The organism is Streptomyces sp. NPDC052107, assembly GCF_040680215.1.
Lineage (GTDB): Bacteria > Actinomycetota > Actinomycetes > Streptomycetales > Streptomycetaceae > Streptomyces.
In genome coordinates this window covers 143,381-159,730 of sequence record NZ_JBFAWG010000015.1, presented here as the reverse complement: position 1 = coordinate 159,730, position 16,350 = coordinate 143,381, and the positions used below count along the sequence as shown (strand labels likewise).

At 72.6% G+C, this 16,350-nt stretch carries 12 protein-coding genes; 4 read left to right on the top strand and 8 right to left on the bottom strand.

Features of this window, described 5'->3' with window-relative positions; all coding sequences use genetic code 11:
* The first annotated feature begins 18 nt into the window (after positions 1-18).
* The 4 genes from AB0M27_RS19420 to AB0M27_RS19405 all read left to right on the top strand — a co-directional run bounded on the left by AB0M27_RS19420 (position 19) and on the right by AB0M27_RS19405 (position 4,267).
* The gene (locus tag AB0M27_RS19420; RefSeq protein WP_365723101.1) at positions 19-738 is read left to right on the top strand and encodes a response regulator transcription factor; all 720 of its coding nucleotides are present in this window, start codon (positions 19-21) and stop codon (positions 736-738) included.
* Entirely contained in the window at positions 739-2,148 is a 1,410-nt protein-coding gene (locus tag AB0M27_RS19415; protein ID WP_365723073.1) for a HAMP domain-containing sensor histidine kinase, read from the top strand.
* An 88-nt stretch (positions 2,149-2,236) separates the two neighbouring features.
* Positions 2,237-2,920 carry a hypothetical protein gene (locus AB0M27_RS19410; protein WP_365723072.1) on the top strand — a complete coding sequence of 228 codons (684 nt, stop codon included), beginning with the start codon at positions 2,237-2,239 and terminating at the stop codon, positions 2,918-2,920.
* A 78-nt stretch (positions 2,921-2,998) separates the two neighbouring features.
* Positions 2,999-4,267 carry an ArgE/DapE family deacylase gene (locus AB0M27_RS19405; RefSeq protein WP_365723071.1) on the top strand — a complete coding sequence of 423 codons (1,269 nt, stop codon included), beginning with the start codon at positions 2,999-3,001 and terminating at the stop codon, positions 4,265-4,267.
* 15 nt (positions 4,268-4,282) lie between these two features.
* On the opposite strand, the gene AB0M27_RS19400 is transcribed toward AB0M27_RS19405, so the two are convergent.
* The 8 genes from AB0M27_RS19400 to pstA all read right to left on the bottom strand — a co-directional run bounded on the left by AB0M27_RS19400 (position 4,283) and on the right by pstA (position 16,348).
* On the bottom strand, positions 4,283-6,109 hold the full coding sequence (locus AB0M27_RS19400) for a phosphatidylglycerol lysyltransferase domain-containing protein (protein ID WP_365723070.1): 1,827 nt from the start codon (positions 6,107-6,109) through the stop codon (positions 4,283-4,285).
* A 184-nt stretch (positions 6,110-6,293) separates the two neighbouring features.
* Positions 6,294-6,569 carry a hypothetical protein gene (locus tag AB0M27_RS19395; RefSeq protein ID WP_365723069.1) on the bottom strand — a complete coding sequence of 92 codons (276 nt, stop codon included), beginning with the start codon at positions 6,567-6,569 and terminating at the stop codon, positions 6,294-6,296.
* Between the two features lie 187 nt (positions 6,570-6,756).
* The gene (pstB, locus tag AB0M27_RS19390) at positions 6,757-7,578 is read right to left on the bottom strand and encodes a phosphate ABC transporter ATP-binding protein PstB (protein WP_365723068.1); all 822 of its coding nucleotides are present in this window, start codon (positions 7,576-7,578) and stop codon (positions 6,757-6,759) included.
* A 35-nt stretch (positions 7,579-7,613) separates the two neighbouring features.
* Positions 7,614-8,522, bottom strand: a complete 909-nt coding sequence (locus tag AB0M27_RS19385; protein ID WP_365723067.1) for a sortase — start codon at positions 8,520-8,522, stop codon at positions 7,614-7,616.
* A 90-nt stretch (positions 8,523-8,612) separates the two neighbouring features.
* Positions 8,613-10,607 carry an Ig-like domain repeat protein gene (locus AB0M27_RS19380; protein ID WP_365723066.1) on the bottom strand — a complete coding sequence of 665 codons (1,995 nt, stop codon included), beginning with the start codon at positions 10,605-10,607 and terminating at the stop codon, positions 8,613-8,615.
* Positions 10,608-10,719: 112 nt separating this feature from the next.
* On the bottom strand, positions 10,720-13,386 hold the full coding sequence (locus AB0M27_RS19375; RefSeq protein WP_365723065.1) for a hypothetical protein: 2,667 nt from the start codon (positions 13,384-13,386) through the stop codon (positions 10,720-10,722).
* Positions 13,383-15,107, bottom strand: coding sequence for a phosphate ABC transporter substrate-binding protein PstS (locus AB0M27_RS19370; RefSeq protein WP_365723064.1), 1,725 nt, complete (start codon positions 15,105-15,107; stop codon positions 13,383-13,385). The genes AB0M27_RS19375 and AB0M27_RS19370 overlap by 4 nt, the downstream gene beginning before the upstream one ends.
* On the bottom strand, positions 15,107-16,348 hold the full coding sequence (gene pstA, locus AB0M27_RS19365) for a phosphate ABC transporter permease PstA (RefSeq protein WP_365723063.1): 1,242 nt from the start codon (positions 16,346-16,348) through the stop codon (positions 15,107-15,109). The genes AB0M27_RS19370 and pstA overlap by 1 nt, the downstream gene beginning before the upstream one ends.
* Positions 16,349-16,350 lie beyond the last annotated feature (2 nt).

Genomic DNA, 16,350 nt, shown 5'->3' with positions numbered 1-16,350 from the left:
GGGTGCGTGCCCCAGACTGTGCTGCTCGCTGAAGACGACCGTGCCATCCGCCATGCCCTGGAGCGTGCCCTGGCCCTGGAAGGGTATGAGGTGACGGCGGTGGCCGACGGCGTCGAGGCCCTGGCGCAGGCCCACAAGACGCCGCCGGACGTTCTCCTGCTCGACGTGATGATGCCGGGGATCGACGGGCTCCAGGTCTGCCGGGTGCTGCGCGCCGAGGGCGACCGCACCCCGATCCTCATGCTCACCGCCCTCGTGGAGACCGCCGACCGCATCGCGGGCCTGGACGCCGGCGCCGACGACTACGTGGTCAAGCCGTTCGACGTCGAGGAGGTCTTCGCCCGGCTGCGCGCCCTGCTCCGCCGCACCAGCCCGGTGCCGGCCGGCACCAGCGCTGGTGCCGGAGAGAACGGCGGCCGGGAGCCCCAGCTCTCCGACCGGCAGATCGAGGCCGCCGGCATCCGCATGGACCTGCAGGCCCGCCGGGCCTGGCGCGGCAAGCGCGAGCTGGAGCTGACCCGCACCGAGTTCGAGCTGCTGGAACTGCTCGTGCGCAACGCGGGCATCGTGCTCGACCACTCCACGATCTACGACCGGATCTGGGGCTACGACTTCGGGCCCGGTTCGAAGAACCTCGCCGTCTACGTCGGCTATCTGCGCCGCAAGCTCGACGAGCCCGGTGCCCCGCAGCTGATCCACACGGTGCGGGGCGTGGGTTACGTGCTCCGGGAGGACTAGGTGGGCCGCCTGCGGCGGCTGTCGGCCCCCGGTCGGCCCAAGCTCGTCTCCCTGCGCACCACCTTCGCCGTCTCCTTCGCGGCCGTCACCGCCGCCGTCACGATCCTCGTCGGCATCCTGTCGTACGGCTCCGCCGCGCGGCTGGTCCGCGTCGACCAGCAGTCGGTGTTCACGCAGGTCGTGCAGGACGTGCAGGGCGAGGTACGGCAGCACGAGATGGTCCCCGACGACTTCTCCTCCTCCCGGCCCGGGCACGACCTGGTCCGGCCCGCCCGCACCGATGTGCAGGTGCTGGGCGCGCAGGGCCAGATCGTGGACCACGGCAACCCGAGCCTGCCCGTCACCTCCCGGGACAAGGCCATGGCGCTCGCGGAGACGGCCGGGAGGGTCGTCGAGCACAAGGATGTACTGGTGGACACGGACCTGTTCCGCATCGCCACGATCTCGCTCGGTGAAGGACGGGGCGCGGTCCAGGTCGCGCAGGAGTTCAGCGACACCGAGGACCTGCTGCGCACGCTGCAGCAGCGGACGCTGATCCTGATGTCGGCGGTCGTGGTGGCGGCCGGTCTGTTCGGCTGGTGGCTGGCCCGCCGGATCACCCGGCGCCTGGTGATCCTCACCTCCGCCGCGGAGGACGTGGCCCGCACCCGCCAGCTGGGCATCGAGGTGCCGGTGGCCGGGCTGGACGAGGTGGGGCGCCTCGGCCGCGCCTTCGACCGGATGCTGGGCCGGCTCGCTCAGTCCGAGGAGGACCAGCGGCGGCTGGTGCAGGACGCGGGGCACGAGCTGCGTACGCCGCTGACGTCCCTGCGCACCAACATCTCCCTCCTGCGCCGCATCGACGAACTGCCCCCCGCCACCCGGGAGGAACTGGTCGCCGACCTCACCCAGGAGGCGCGGGAGCTGACCGACCTGGTCAACGAGCTGGTCGACCTCGCGGCCGGGCAGTCCGACACCGAGCCGCCGCAGCGGGTGGACCTCGCCGACATCGCCGAGGACGTCGTGGGGCTCGCCAAACGCCGTACCGGGCGCGAGATCGTGCTGCGCACCAGTGGTGACACCACGACCGACGGGCGGCCCGGGATGCTGCAGCGGGCCATGTCGAACCTGGTGGAGAACGCGGCGAAGTTCGACCGGGGCGGGAAGGCGCCGATCGAGGTCGACATCACCGGGCCGGCGCGGCCGGGGACCGTGCGGGTGGAGGTGCTGGACCGGGGCCCGGGTATCGCCGAGGGCGACCTGATCCGGATCTTCGACCGCTTCTACCGCGCCGCGGACGCGCGGTCCCTGCCGGGATCGGGACTGGGTCTGTCCATCGTCCGGGAGGTCGCCATGGCCCATGGCGGAGCGCCGTTCGCCTTCCGGCGGGAGGGCGGCGGAGCGGTGATCGGGTTCACGGTCGGCGGGTGAGCGCCGGGGCGAGTGAGTAGCCGTACCTACCGGTTCACAGGTAGCGGCCCTCATCCGCCGGGCCGCCGCGCCCGCATACCGTCCCCGTATGCCCGAGAAGACCACACCGTCCGACACCACCGGTACCGCGGCCCGCCTCGCCGTCTTCGGATCCCTCGGGTGTGGTGGCGTCGCGCTCGCCCTCGTACTCGCCCTCATCGGAACGCTCGCCCTGAACTCGTGCGGGGCGACGGACTATCCCCGGGTCGCCCCGCACGACATGGCGGACCGGGTCTTCAAGCGCTCCCAGGAGGCCTACGACGTCATGGGGTTCACCCGGACCGTGCGGCCGGGCGTCGAGCGGGTCGGCGTCAGCCCGGAGAACACGCTCGACGCCGAGTACTGCTACGACGGAGGCCCGCTGGGACTCGAGGACAAGACCGTCGACGGAGCCTACCGGCTGTACCACGACTGGGCGCTCGACCATGTGCCCGCGAGCCAGGCCGTCCCCGGCCTGCGCAGACTGCACCGGCGGCTGCGGGACGAGGGCTGGGAGGTCACGTCGTACCGCGAGGGCGGGAAGGGCGCGGACTGGTCGCTCTACGTCCGCCGGGACGGCGACGAGCGGATGTCCTTCACCTGGTCCCCGGACCGGCAGTACTTCAGCGGCGGCGCCGGCACCTCCTGCGCCTACGACCCCGGATGGCGGGACGGTGCCACCGAGTCCCACTCCGTCGAGTCCGTCACCGATTCCGTGAGTGTGCCGGACCTCGGGCCCTCGTCCGCCAAGTAGGCCCCTGCCGCGGGCTGTTCCAGGAGCCCGGTCCGGGGTGATGATCGAGGCCGGACTTCGGGAGGGGGAGGCCGCAGGATGCTCGCCGAGGTGGAGGCCGCCGCTGTCGCGTGCGTGGACGAGGCCGCCGTCGGGCGGATGCTGCTGGAACTGATCTCCGTGCCGAGCGTGACCGGGTCTCCGGCCGAGTCGGAGATCCAGCATCTGCTCGCCGGACGGCTGGAGCGGCTCGGGCTGGACGTCGATCTGTGGTCCATGGATCTGCCCGCCCTGCGCGCCGCCCCCGGGTTTCCGGGGACGGAGGCCGCCCGGGACGAGGCCTGGGGCCTGGTCGGGTACACGGCGGACGGTGGGGACGGGCCGACGCTGATCCTGCAGGGGCACGTGGACGTCGTACCGCCCGGGGATCCGGCCGCGTGGCACGGGGATCCGTTCGTGCCGAGGGTCGTCGGGGGCGATGTCGTACACGGGCGGGGGGCCTGTGACATGAAGGCCGGGCTCGTCGTGCATCTCGCCGCGCTCGCCGCGATCCGGGCGGCCGGAGTGCGGCTGCGGGGGCGGGTCGCCGTGCACTTCGTCGTGGGGGAGGAGGACGGCGGGCTCGGGGCCTTCGGGACGCTGCGGCGCGGGCACACCGGAGAGGCCTGCGTGATCACCGAGCCTACGGCGGGCACCCTCGTCACCGCCAACGCCGGCGCCCTCACCTTCCGCCTCACCGTGCCCGGCAAGGCGGCCCACGCCAGCTCACGGGACGCGGGGGTCAGCGCGATCGACGCGTATCTGTCGCTGCACCGGGCGCTCGCGGACCTGGAGGCCGCGCGCAACCAGGACCCGTCCCCGCTGATGGCCGAGTACCCGATCCCGTACGCCCTGTCCGTCGGCACGCTGCGGGCCGGTGACTGGGCCAGCAGCGTGCCGGACCTGCTGGTCGCGGAGGGGCGGCTCGGGGTGCGGATCGGGGAGGAGCCGGACGCGGCGCGGCGGGAGTTCGAGCAGTGGGTGGCGAAGGTGTGCGCCGGTGATCCCTGGCTGCGGGAGAATCCGGCCCAAGTGGCCTGGACCGGCGGGCAGTTCGCGAGCGGGCGGCTGGCGGACGGGCACCCGCTGCGGCGGACCGTGGCCGATGCCTGCGCCGACGCGAACGGCGGCTCCCGGCCGCGCGAGCGCGGGGCGCCGTACGGCAGTGACCTGCGGTTGTACACGGCGGCCGGGATACCGACCCTGCAGTACGGGCCGGGGGATGTGCGGGTGGCGCACAGTCCGCGGGAGTGTGTGTCGGTGCGGGACGTGGTCGGTGTGGCGCGGTCCGTGGTGGTGACGGCGCTGCGGACGGCCGGGGTGAAGTGAGCGGCCTGCTCCCGCTCAGGACTTCCGCCCGCCCATCCCCGGCAGCGTGAGGAAACCCTCCGCCCGGGCGCTCGCCAGGCCGATCCTCGGGATGTCGCTGCTCTTGGCGAAGAGCAGGAAACGCGGTTCCCACACCGGGCGGTACTTGGCGTTGGCGCGGTAGAGGGACTCGATCTGCCACCAGCGTGAGAAGAAGGTGAGGGTGGAGCGCCACAGGCGCAGGACCGGGCCGGCGCCCAGGCGGGCGCCGCGTTCGAAGACCGAGCGGAACATCGCGAAGTTCAGCGACACCCGCTGGATGTCCAGCTCCTTGGCGCGCAGCAGGAGCTCCACGACCATGTACTCCATCAGGCCGTTCTCGCAGTCGCGGTCCCGGCGCATCAGGTCCAGGGACAGGCCCTGCTCGCCCCAGGGGACGAAACTGAGCAGGGCGCGCGGCTCGTCGTTGGCGTCGCGGCACTCCAGCATCACGCAGCGGCCGTCCACCGGGTCGCCGAGCCGGCCGAGGGCCATGGAGAAGCCGCGCTCGGTGGCGCCGTCGCGCCAGCGGTCGGCGCACTCGACGAGCAGCGCCATCTCGTCGGCGGGGATGTCCTCGTGGCGGCGGATGCGGACCGTGTAGCCGGCCCGCTTGACCCGGTTGTGGGCCTGGCGGACCACGCGCATCGCCCGGCCTTCGAGGGTGAAGTCCGCGATGTCCACGATCGCCTCGTCGCCCAGCTCCAGCGCGTCCAGGCCGTGTCGGGCGTAGATCGTGCCGGCCTCCTCGCTCGCGCCCATGACGGCCGGGGTCCAGGCGTGCCGGCGGGCCTCGGTGAGCCAGGCGTCGATGGCGCCGGGCCAGGCCTCGGGGTCGCCGATCGGGTCGCCGGAGGCGAGGGAGACCGCGCCGACGACGCGGTAGGTGACGGCGGCCTTGCCGGTGGGGGAGAAGATGGCGGCCTTGTCGCGGCGCAGCGCGAAGTAGCCGAGGGAGTCGCGCGCGCCGTGCTTGACGAGCAGGGTACGCAGCCGGGACTCGTCCTCCTCGGTGAGCAGCTTGCGGCCGCGCGGGGAACGGAAGCAGGCGTACAGCACCAGGCAGAAGGCCGCGGCGAGCAGGATGTTGATGACGATGTCGGCCCAGCGGGGCGCGTGCACGGAGTCGACGCGGTCGGCGAGCGGGCCGACGCTGATGCCGCGCAGCAGGGTGTAGGCGAGCTCTTCGCCCCAGGGGGCGTGGGGCAGCTTGTTGGTGGCGTGCACGAGCAGCGTGCCGAGACCGCCGGTCACCAGGATCCCGCCGGCGCCGACGGCCAGCGCCAGCTTCGGGTTGGAGGGGTCGCCGATGGCGTTGAACTCTCGGCGGCCGATCAGCAGCGCGGCCACGAAGAGGCCGGTGAGGGCGGTGGAGACCCAGTTGAAGGCGTGGTCGCGGAACGGGTGCTGGGTGAGCGCGAGGACGTACAGCACGAACAGGGGGCCCGCGCACAGCAGGTTGACCACCCACGCGGCCCGCTTCCCGCGCCGCATCACCAGCGCCAGGAAGATCGCCGCCGCGGCCGAGGCCAGACCCGCGGTGGCCAGGTACGGCGTGAAGAACTGGCCGGCGTGGTGCGTGTGCGCGTGGACGTGGCGAGCGGTGAAGAGCTTGCCGTCGTTGTGTTCCTGCACCTCTTTGCGGAACGGCAGCGACATGACCGCGATGATGTTGAAGACGGCGATCAGCCGCAGGTACCACACGGTGGCCGACGCCGCCCGCGCGCGCAGGCGGGGGCCGGGCACGGGCAGCTGCGGCACGTGGCGCGTGCCGCGCTGTGCGGGGACCTGTGGGGAGAGCAGGGTCGGCTGCTGAGCGGGCATGGTGACTGGTCACCTTGAGGGAAGGGGGACGGGGGCGACCCCGGTCGGGGCCGCCTGGACCCTACAGCCTGTAGGGTAGACCGACTGGGCGGTGTGGAGAGGAGCGTACCGACAACCGCTCTTACCCGGCCCTTCCCGTACCGCGTCTCTTACCCGGCGCTTCCCCGGACCCTCCTCTGCCCCGTCACCCGGCCCCTCCCCGGTCCCGCCGGGCCGCCGTCAGATGCCAGGCCAGGTTGCCCACCGCCGCGCCGGCCGCGACCACGGCGACGATCACCCCGCCGGTCGCGAGGCCGTCACTGAACAGATGCGGCCGCCGGTCGAGGCTGTGCAGCCCGAACCCGCACAGCTCGTACACGCCGACGGCGGCGACGAGAAGACTGACGACCAGCAGGGCCAGCGTCGGCGCCAGACTGCGCACACAGACCTCGCCGCCGGCCTCCGTTTCCGTGTCCTGCATGGATCCCCCGATGAACAGACGAATGAACAGCCCTGCGACCGCTGGCGGTCGGGAACCTACAATACGTAGGGTCCGCCGGTTCGGCGCCGAGGACGTCCAGACGGCGCCGCGCCGTGTGTCGGCTGTCACTCCGGGGCCGGGGCGCCGGGTGTGTTCGGGGGGATCGGGTTCGCGCGCCGCAGGCGGATCAGCCGAAGCGGCCCGCCACGTAGTCCGCCGTGCGCGCGTCCGCCGGGGAGTCGAACATCTGCTCCGTGGGGCCGTGCTCGACGATCCCGCCGGGCGTGCCCTGTTCGGCGAGGAAGAAGGCGCACTGGTCGGAGACGCGGGCGGCCTGCTGCATGTTGTGGGTGACGATCACGATCGTGACCTCGTCCCGCAGGTCCTGGATCGTCTCCTCGACGCGGCGGGTGGAGGTCGGATCGAGCGCCGAGCACGGCTCGTCCATGAGCAGGACCCGGGGGCGCACGGCGAGGGCGCGGGCGATGCACAGGCGCTGCTGCTGGCCGCCGGAGAGCGCGCCGCCGGGCTGCCGGAGGCGGTCGCCGACCTCCTTCCACAGGCCGGCCCGGGTCAGGGACTCCTCGACCAGTTCGTCCTTCTCGCGGCGGCTGACGCGGGTGCCGGTCAGTTTCAGGCCCGCCACCACGTTGTCGTAGATCGACATCGCCGGGAACGGGTTCGGCTTCTGGAAGACCATGCCGATGCTTCGCCGGGCGTCGGTGAGCCGGCGCTCGGGGGCGTAGATGTCCTCGCCCTCGAAGAGCACCTCGCCGCCGAAGGCCGCCCTGGGGATCAGCTCGTGCATGCGGTTCAGGGTGCGCAGGAACGTGGACTTGCCGCAGCCGGAGGGGCCGATCAGGGCGGTCACCCGGCCCGCCGGCATGGTCAGCGAGACCCGGCTGAGCACCTGGTGGTTGCCGAACCAGGCCGAGACCGCGCGGGCCTCCAGGGTGGCGGGCCGGGCGGACGGGGCGTCGGTCGCGGGGAGTACGGCGGTGTCGGTCATGGGGGCCACCTCGGTGACAGAGGGCTCGGTGGGGGCTACAGCAGGTTCGGGAGGAGTTCGGTGGTGCGGGTGGCGACCTGAAGGCCGAGCACCGCGAGGACCGGGGCGAAGACCAGCCACGTCTGGTGGCGGCCCCAGCGGTGCCAGGTCCACACCGCGGCGACCGCCGCGAGCAGCAGCGCCTGCAGCCACATCACCAGCGGCCACGGCACCCCGGAGGGCCGGGCCAGCGGCTCCTCGGAGTCGGGCAGGGTGCCGGAGCGGATCACCGCGGCCGGGGTCTGGAACGGCGCCGAGAGCAGGCCGGCGTCGACGCGCAGGACGCCGCTCGGCATGAAACGGGGACCGGTGGCCGTGACCAGCACCAGACGGCCCTTGCCGGAGGCCAGGGGCGCGGGTGCCGGGTCACCGGCCCGGCGGACATCGGTGACCCGGTAGCGCGCCTTGCCCTGGCCGGTGGTCACGGTGAACGTGTCCCCGGCCGCCAGCTCGGCCAGGTGCCCGAACGGGCCGCCGTACGCGGCCGCCCGGCCCATCAGCACGCTGGTGCCGGACTGCCCGGGCATCGGCGTGTCCCGGCGGTGTCCGGGGCCGTCGGTCAGCACCGAGGAGTCCGTGCCCTCCAGCACGACCTGGGTGAGGCCCAGCTCGGGTATGTCGACGAGGGCGACCGGGGTGCCGGGCGCGAGCAGCCTGCCCTGCTGGTCGGTCTGGGCCACCGGGGCGGTGCCCAGGGCGAGTTGGGCGCGCAGCTCGTCGAACGCGGCGTGCTGGGAGTTGTGTTGCTGGACACCGCTGAGCACCAGCAGCTGGGCGGTGCTGCCGAGCAGCAGTGCGGCCAGGCTGAGCAGGGCGCCGCGGGCGAGATGCCGTACGGCGGTCAGGCCGCGGACCCCGGCGCCGGACGTGGCCGGTGCGAGCGCGGCAGGGGCGGCGACGGTCACGGCGGCCTGCCTCCTTCACTGGATGTTTCGTCTGTCGGCCGGCTGCCGGGGAGCAAGGGCGGGCTCCCCGGCAGCCGTGGGTCGGGTGGATCAGGTGGACTTGATGGTGAAGTTCGCGCCGGCCTTGGAGTTCACCGTGGTGGAACCGGTGTAGAAGGCGTGCAGCGTGTGCGTGCCGCGGCTCAGCTTCGGCAGGGTGATGGTCACCTTGCCGCCGCTCAGCGTGCCGGTCGCGAGGATCCTGGAGCCCTCGTAGATGCGCACGGTGCCGGTCGGGGTGGTGCCGGTCGCGCTGACCTTGACGGTCACCTTGGCCTGGGCGGTGTGGCTGATCGAGGTCGGCGCGGAGGTGCTCACCGACGGGGTCGCCTTGACGATCTTCAGGCTGGCCGTCGTGGAGGACGTGTAGAGCTTGCCGCTGCCCGCGTAGGAGACGGTCAGCGTGTGCGTGGCGACCTTGAGGTGGTTCGGCAGGGCGACGGTGGCCTTGCCGGAGGCGTCCAGGGTGCCGGTGCCGAGGACCGTGCCGCCCTCCTTCACCGTGACCTTGCCGGTGGGGGTCACGCCGTGCGAGTCGGTGACGGTGACGGAGACCTTGGGCGTCTTGCCGTAGGCGGTGGTCGTGGTCGTCGCCTTGGTGGTGCTCGCGAACTTGACCGTGCCGGTCCAAACGGCCGCGGCGCCCGTGCCGTTGAGGTTGTTTCCGGTGACGGTGGCGGTGTAGCTGCCGACCGCCAGGCCCGTGAAGGTGTACGACGTCGTGCCCGCCGGGAGGTCCTTGACGGCCACGACGGCGCCGTCGGACCCGGTCAGCGTGACCCGGTAGTCGGTCAGCGGCAGACCGGTGGCCGCCGGGGCCGTCCAGGACAGCTTCAGGCTTCCGCTGCCCAGGGTCGCCTTCAGGCCGGGCTTGGCGGGCGTCGAGGCGTCGATGCCCGACTCCTCAAGACCGCCCAGCTTGGCGTGCTTGGCCACGCTGATCGAGCCGTTGTACGGCTCGTTGACGAAGCCGAAGCCGGCGATGACCTTCTCGGCGCTGTCGGAGGCCAGCGCGGCGGTGTGGCTGCCGCTGCTGACGAAGACATCGTAGAGGTCCTTGTCGAAGAAGATGCTGGTCGGGTCGATCGCCCGGGACGGCACGACGTTGTAGACGTCACGGCCGAAGGTGGCGTTCTCGTAGTAGGCGGTGACCGGGGAGAGCTTGCCGTTGACCGTGATCACCGGCGTGGTGGCGCCGGTGTCGCCGGGCAGCTGCACGGCCGCCAGGTGCGCCCCGTCGGCCGCCGCCTGCTTGCTGTAGTCGGGGGCGACGTCGTTGTTCTGGGCGATCCAGCTGCCCACGGAGAACGGCACCAGGGCGCCGTCCTCCTCGACCGCGCTGTCGGCCTGGTTCTCCTGGACGGTCGGGATGTCCGGGGAGAGCGTGGCGTCGGTCAGGCCGATCGCCGACAGGAAGAACTTGCGGGTGCCCGAGCCGCTCTGCGGGATCTTCGGGTGCACGGTCTGCCCGTTCACCTTGGTGAGCGTGCCGGAGTAGATGTCGTGCAGCTGGTCCACCGTGAGGGTGTCCAGCGCCGAGCCCTTCACCGCGACGCCGACTGCGTCCCGGGCGAACGGGATGTAGGTCAGGGTGGTGCCGGAGGTGCTCGGGCCGCTGGAGGAGCGGGCGAAGTCGATCTGGTTCTTGATGGCGACGCCGGAGGAGTCCGGGTACTTGTCGCCGGTCAGTGACTCGCTCAGGGCGAGGCGGCCCTTGCCGGAGCCGTTCGGGCGCAGGAAGGACGGGCCGCCGGAGCGGGTGGTGATGTTCGAGGTGGTGGAGCCGGTGCCGGGCTCGATCGCGTCGTAGGAGGCGATGCCCGCGCCGCTCGCCGACTTCACGGCCGTGTCGGCGTAGCTCTTCTTGTTCACCGTGTCACCGGCCAGGGCGTTGAGCACGTCCTGGGTGGTGTCGGAGCCCACGCCGACCAGCTTGCGGAAGGTCCCGGCGGGGGTGGGGTCGGCGTGGGCGGGGCTCGTCAGAGCCAGGCCGCCGGCCACCGCGGCGGCGGCGACGAGCGTCGCCGTGAAGCGCGTTCTGCGCATCGAGAGTCTCCTGACGGTTGTGCGTCGGGTGTGAGAGGGGAATCTGGCAGGGTGGTACGGGCCGTCCGCCCCGAGTGCCTGTCGGGGCGGGCGGCCGTCTGGGGGCCGGATGTCAGGGCTGCGGCGGGCGCAGCCTCTCCGGCAGGGTGAAGGCCGGGACGACCGTCACCGTGCGACCGCCGGGCAGCGTCACCCGCAGCGGTAGCCGCAGCCTGCGGCCACCGGCGAAGGGCGCGCCGAGGCCGGCGGCGGCACCGAGCGCGGCCCCGGCGGGTACGGCCCACCGCAGCGGGTTCGCCGGGTCGTCGGGGGTGGTCTGGGCGGCGGTGGTCTGCACGGCCTTGCCGCCGTCGTACGACGCCTGCGCGCTCGGCGACGGCGAGGCCTTGCCGCTGCCGCCGCCGTCCGCGCCGCCGGTCCTGCCGCCCGTGCCGCCGTCACCGGCGGGGCCTCCGGGGATGATGCCGCCCGAACCGCCTCCGGTGCCGATGGTCTCGGAGCCGCCGCCGACGGTGCCGCCGCTCGTGCCGCCGTCGTCCCCGGAGGGTCCCGGGCCGGTGTAGTGCGCCAGGGTGTCGGCGGCCTTCAGGGCGCGCTCGCGCAGGCCACGGGAGAGCGGGGCGTACCCGGCGGGCAGCCGGCCCGGGTCGGCTCCCTGTATCTGGCCGGCGCCGGCCGCGTACCGCAGCAGCGCCGCGTAGTCCGCGCGGGCGTTCGCCTTCAGCGACCCCGGGCGCACGGCCGCCCACACCAGCTGGGCGAGCGGGTAGGCGCCCTTCGCGGTGGCGCCGGCCGGGGTGATCTCGGCGACGTCCTTGCCGGAGGCGCTCTTGGCGGCCTCGGTCAGGGACGTGGTCGTCGGGGCCACGAAGTCACCCGCCGTGTTGCGCAGCCGGGCGGTCTGCAGGCCGTAGCGGGCGGCGGAGGCCGCGTCGGTGACCGTGACGACGAACCGGGAGCCGACCGTCTGCGGGCCGGGCAGCTTGTAGGCGGGCGGGTTGGCCAGCGGGTCCCAGGTCGACTTCCACAGCACGTCGGCCCGCCGGGTGTGCAGGGCACCGGCGTGCATGTCGGTGACGTAGGGGTGGAAGTCGGTCATGCACTGCGTGTCGTCCTTGGGCGCGTCCGTGCCGGGCGGGACCGTGCACCAGGGGTCGGACTTCGGGTAGTCGTCCGTGTGCTCGGGGTCGAAGGCGGCGCCGGCGGGGTTCACGTCCGGCTTGGTGCTGTAGTACGGGTTGACCTGCATGCCCCAGCGGTCGGAGACCCCGGCGAGGAACTGCCGGGCCTGCTTGTCGGCGAGGATCCACTGCCACAGCGCGCGGGCGCTGTCGCTGTGGCCGAGCGAGGTGAGCAGATCGGTGTCAGTGGCCGGGGTCTCGGCGACCGAGAGGTAGGCGAACTCCGGGTTGAGCTCGATGAACTCCGGGTCGCTCGCGAGGCCCGCGGGGTTGTTCCTCGCCCAGTCGTAGCCCTTGGCCGTCCTGCCGCCGACGACCGCACCCCAGGGCGAGTTGCGGTACGACTCCGTGAGCAGCTTGGCTACCAGACGGGGCGTGAGCCTGATCGACTCGACCTTGGTGCCCGCCAGTTTCCGGATGTCCTCCGGCGCCCCGGCCTTCGGTCTGCGTTCGATGGTGAACCCGATGACCGCGCCGGACAGGGCGACGGGTGCGTATGTCGTCGTGCCTGACGGGGCCGCCGTACCGTAGTCGGCGCCCAGGGCGCGGGTGGTGAAGCCGAGGCCCGTGTCGCCCTTGCGGGTCAGCCGGTCACGGGTGTCCGGTTCGCCCATCTCGGTGTAGCCGTACACCTTCCCGGCCGGACACAGGGCCGCCTGCCAGCTGGTCATGGCGTCGGCGGCGAGCTCGCTGCCCAGGGTGGGCCGCTCCTTGGCGCCGAGTGCGCAGTTGGCGCCGACCGCGTTGAAGTCGAGCGGGACGGCGATGCGGTTGCGCCAGTTGGTGGAGGAGACCGGGGAGCCCGCGTTGACCTGGCTGTGGTCGGCGTACGGCTGGCCGTCCAGGTCCAGATGGCCCTGCGGGACGATCACCAGCCAGCAGCGGCGGGGCGTGGTGACCCCGTTGCGGGTGACCGGGACGCCGCAGCCCAGGTGCGGGGCCTCGTTCGCGGTCTGCACCTCGAAGTACTCCTGGCCGGTGCCGTCGGCGCCGGTGCGGGCGAAGTCCACCTCGTTGGTGGTGTTGCGGTTGAAGTAGGGGTTGTTCTGCGTGTTGGTGGTGACGACCGTGCCGTCCACCGCCTTGAACGGCACCTCGGCCGGGGCGTTCGGGTTGGCGGCGCCGTAGACGTTGTCCTGGCCGTAGTTCGTGGGGTCGGCGCTGTAGAACACCTGGCGGGTGTCGTCCTGGCCGTTGCCGGGCCAGTTGCCGCGGTCGGTGGTCGGGGAGCCGCCGTACTGGCACTGGGTGCGTGGCGGCCCCGGGTTGTCCGGCACGGTGTGGTCGTCGTCGCCCCAGCACTGCATGATCTGCACGAAGTCCGTGTTGAACAGCGTGCCCGCGAACGTGGTCGGGGTGCCGCCGGTCCAGGAGACCTTGATCGCCTGGCTGGTGAGGTGGGTGGTGCGGTCCACCGTGAACCTCATGTCCTTGAACTCGCCGCGTCCGGAGACCGTGACGGCGGAGCCGGTGCCGTCGGCGGCCGCCGTGGCGGACGGGGCCGCCTGGGCGAGAGCCAGCCCGGCCAGGGCGCCGGCGGCGGCCCCGGCGAGCAGCCGGGTGAGGGCGCGGCGGACGCGGGTGCGCAGCCGTGTCACCGGGAACTCCCCTCGCCGGCGCGGTCGTCGGTGGTGCCGAGTCCGGAGCGGGCGCCGACCAGCCGGGACACCAGGGAGGGCAGCAGGAGCAGGCCGAGGAGCAGGATCACGGCGAGCAGCATCAGGGTCTGGGTGGTGGTCCAGCCGTGCCCGGCGGCGACGGCGACCGGCTGGGCGAGCGCGATGGTCCCGCCGGCCGCCGCGGTGCCGCCGGTGCCGCCGCTCCCTCCGGAGCCGCCGCCCGGCGCGATGGTCTGCCCGGTGTCGGGGTCGATGGACGGCTGCGCGCTGCCGCCGCCACCGGCACCACCGCCCGCCGCGCCGCTGCCGCCGGCGGCCGTCCCTCCGCTCGCGGTGCCGCCGTTCGCCGAGCCGCCGTTCGCGCCGCCGCCGCTGGCGCCCGTGCCGCCGGAGGCGCCGCCCGAACCACCGCCGCTTCCGCCCTCCTTGGCGCCGCCGCTGCCCGTGGTGCACGGCGGGGCGCCCAGCTTGTCGCAGGCGGCCGGGTAGGGCGCGGTGTCGGCGAGCCGGTTGTGGCCGTCGGGTGTGAAGGTGGGGTTGTTGCAGTTCCTGATGTTGATGTTCTGCGCCCGCACGCCCGGGATCCGGCGGATCTGGTCGAAGCCCGCCTGCACCAGGTTGATCGGCAGCGGGGAGTAGCCGAGGTCGGGCGCCTGTTGCTGGCCCTGGCACATGAAGTAGTACGAGAACGCGCCGAGCGTCTTGCCCTTGTCCTCGGTGAAGGTGCCCTGCACCTTCAGCGGCAGGATCATGTACGAGTAGCTGGACAGCGGGTAGTTGCGCTTGTCGGTGTCGTTGTAGACGCCGTCGAGCTGCTGGGTGAGGTAGTCCGGGCTGTTCCTGTTCGTGTTGATCTTCGCCTTGAGCAGCGAGACGGCGACGTTCTGCGGGGTCGGCTCGGTGTAGTAGCCGGCGTGGTTCAGGACCTTGGCGACCGGGTAGTGCGCGTTGATCGCGTAGGAGTAGTTGACGTAACCGATCGCGCCCTCGCCGTAGTTCTGGGCGACATAGCCCGCCACGCCGAGGTCGCCGGACTGGGCGATCATGCCGGGGACCGTCGGGTAGTACGACGTCTGCCCACAGGCGCCGGAGCGGCCGACACGGCTGCAGTACGCCTGCCACAGCGCCCTGTGCTGGTTGGCCATCCACAGCGTGAACTGGGCGGTGGAGCCGGAGCCGTCGGACCGGACGACCGGGACGATCGTGCGGTGGGGCAGCTGGAGCCCGGGGTTGTCGGCCTTGATCGCCGGGTCGTCCCAGGACCGGATCACCCCCGTGAAGATCTTCGTGACGTTGTCCCCGGACAGGCGCAGATTGGTGACCCGCTGCCCGTTGACCGTCAGGTGGTACATGAACACGGTGCCGCCGGCCACGATCGGCATGTACGCGTACGACCCCGGCGCCGGGCGCTCCGCGGCGGAGCCGTCGGTCGGGTGGGTCTGGAACGGGATGTCCGACACCGCGAAGTCGACCGTGCCGCTGAGGAACTGACGCCGGCCGTCGGAGGAACCGGTGCCGGCGTAACTGATCCGCATGCCGTACTGGTTCACCGCCCGGCGCCACTCGTCCACGGCGTTCTCCGCCCAGGTGGAACCGGCGCCGGAGATGGGGGTGTAGCTGTCGGCGACCGCGGGGGTCGCCGTTGCGAGTACGCAGAGGAGGGCGGCCAGGATGCCCAGTCTGCGGAGTGTCGTGAGCATCAGTGGGTTTCTCCGTCGGTGTGGTCAGCGGAACCGGTCTCGAACAGCCGCAGTCCCGGCGAGTGCAGTTCGGCGTACCTCTCCACATCGCGGCGGGAGGCCCGTGCCGCCCTCCTCGCCTGGTGCCTGCTCTGGTGGCCGGGTCCCCGGCCGCCGATGATGCGGGCGATGGCGAAGAGGACCAGGACCAGCGCCATCAGCACCGCCGCCGCGCCGAAGCCGCGGGCGATCATGGCCGGTTGGGGGGACTTGACGAAGTTGAAGACGGCGAGGGGGAGGGAGACCATCGGGCCGTCGGTCGGGTCGGCGTTCAGCGCCGCCGTGAATCCGGCCGTCAGCAGGACCGGTGAGGTCTCGCCGATGCCGCGCGCCGTGCCGAGGATGACCGCGGTGGCCAGGCCCGAGCGCGCGGTGGGCAGCACCACGTGCCACACGGTCCGCCAGCGCGGCGCGCCCAGCGCCTCCGCCGCCTCCGTCAGCGTGCCCGGCACCAGCCGCAGCACCACGTCCGCCGCCCGGATCACGATCGGCAGCATCATCTCGCTGATCGCGAACCCGGCCGCGAGCCCCGACTTCTGCATGCCGAGCCCGAGAATCCAGGTGGCGTACACCATCAGCCCGGCCACGACGGACGGCAGCGCTGTCATCGCCTCCACGATCGTGCGCACGAAACGGGAGAAGCGGCCGGGGACCTGGTTGAGGTAGACGGCGCAGGCCAGGCCCAGCGGAACCGTGATCGCCAGGGCGATGGTGATCATGATGAGCGTGCCGAGCATGGCGTGTGCGATGCCGCCGTCGGTCAGCGGGTCCAGCGGGCCTGCCGCCTGCATGTCCTGGGTGAAGAAGTTGCCGTGCGTCAGGGCCTCGCGGCCGCGCCAGGCGGTGAAGCCGACCACCAGCGCGAGCGCGCAGAGCATCAGTGCGGCCGCCGTCCACAGCACGACCGTGATCACCCGGTCCCGTACCGCCTGGGCGTCCTCCTCCAGCCCGGTGAGCACGGCGTAGACGAGCAGGAAGACGGCGTACGCGGTGACGGCGAAGCCCAACGCGCCGGAGAAGGGCGCGAGTTCACCGAACAGCAGCACGGCCGTGCACAGGCCCGAGGCGGCGGCGCCCAGGAGGGAGAGGACCCCGCTCAGGGTGGGGCCGCCGATGCGGCGCGGTACGTCGGGGACGTCGACCGCGGCTTCCCGGGGGACGGCGTCTGCCAGGACTTCCTGGACTTCTTGTACGACAGTCATCG

What these genes read in the sequence shown, in the direction of transcription:
- AB0M27_RS19410 (WP_365723072.1), top strand. Translation starts at nt 2,237, where the DNA reads ATGCCCGAGAAGACCACACCGTCCGACACCACCGGTACCGCGGCCCGC.
- AB0M27_RS19405 (WP_365723071.1), top strand. Translation starts at nt 2,999, where the DNA reads ATGCTCGCCGAGGTGGAGGCCGCCGCTGTCGCGTGCGTGGACGAGGCC.
- AB0M27_RS19400 (WP_365723070.1), bottom strand. Translation starts at nt 6,109, where the DNA reads ATGCCCGCTCAGCAGCCGACCCTGCTCTCCCCACAGGTCCCCGCACAG.
- AB0M27_RS19395 (WP_365723069.1), bottom strand. Translation starts at nt 6,569, where the DNA reads ATGCAGGACACGGAAACGGAGGCCGGCGGCGAGGTCTGTGTGCGCAGT.
- pstB (WP_365723068.1), bottom strand. Translation starts at nt 7,578, where the DNA reads ATGACCGACACCGCCGTACTCCCCGCGACCGACGCCCCGTCCGCCCGG.
- AB0M27_RS19380 (WP_365723066.1), bottom strand. Translation starts at nt 10,607, where the DNA reads ATGCGCAGAACGCGCTTCACGGCGACGCTCGTCGCCGCCGCCGCGGTG.
- AB0M27_RS19370 (WP_365723064.1), bottom strand. Translation starts at nt 15,107, where the DNA reads ATGCTCACGACACTCCGCAGACTGGGCATCCTGGCCGCCCTCCTCTGC.
- pstA (WP_365723063.1), bottom strand. Translation starts at nt 16,348, where the DNA reads ATGACTGTCGTACAAGAAGTCCAGGAAGTCCTGGCAGACGCCGTCCCC.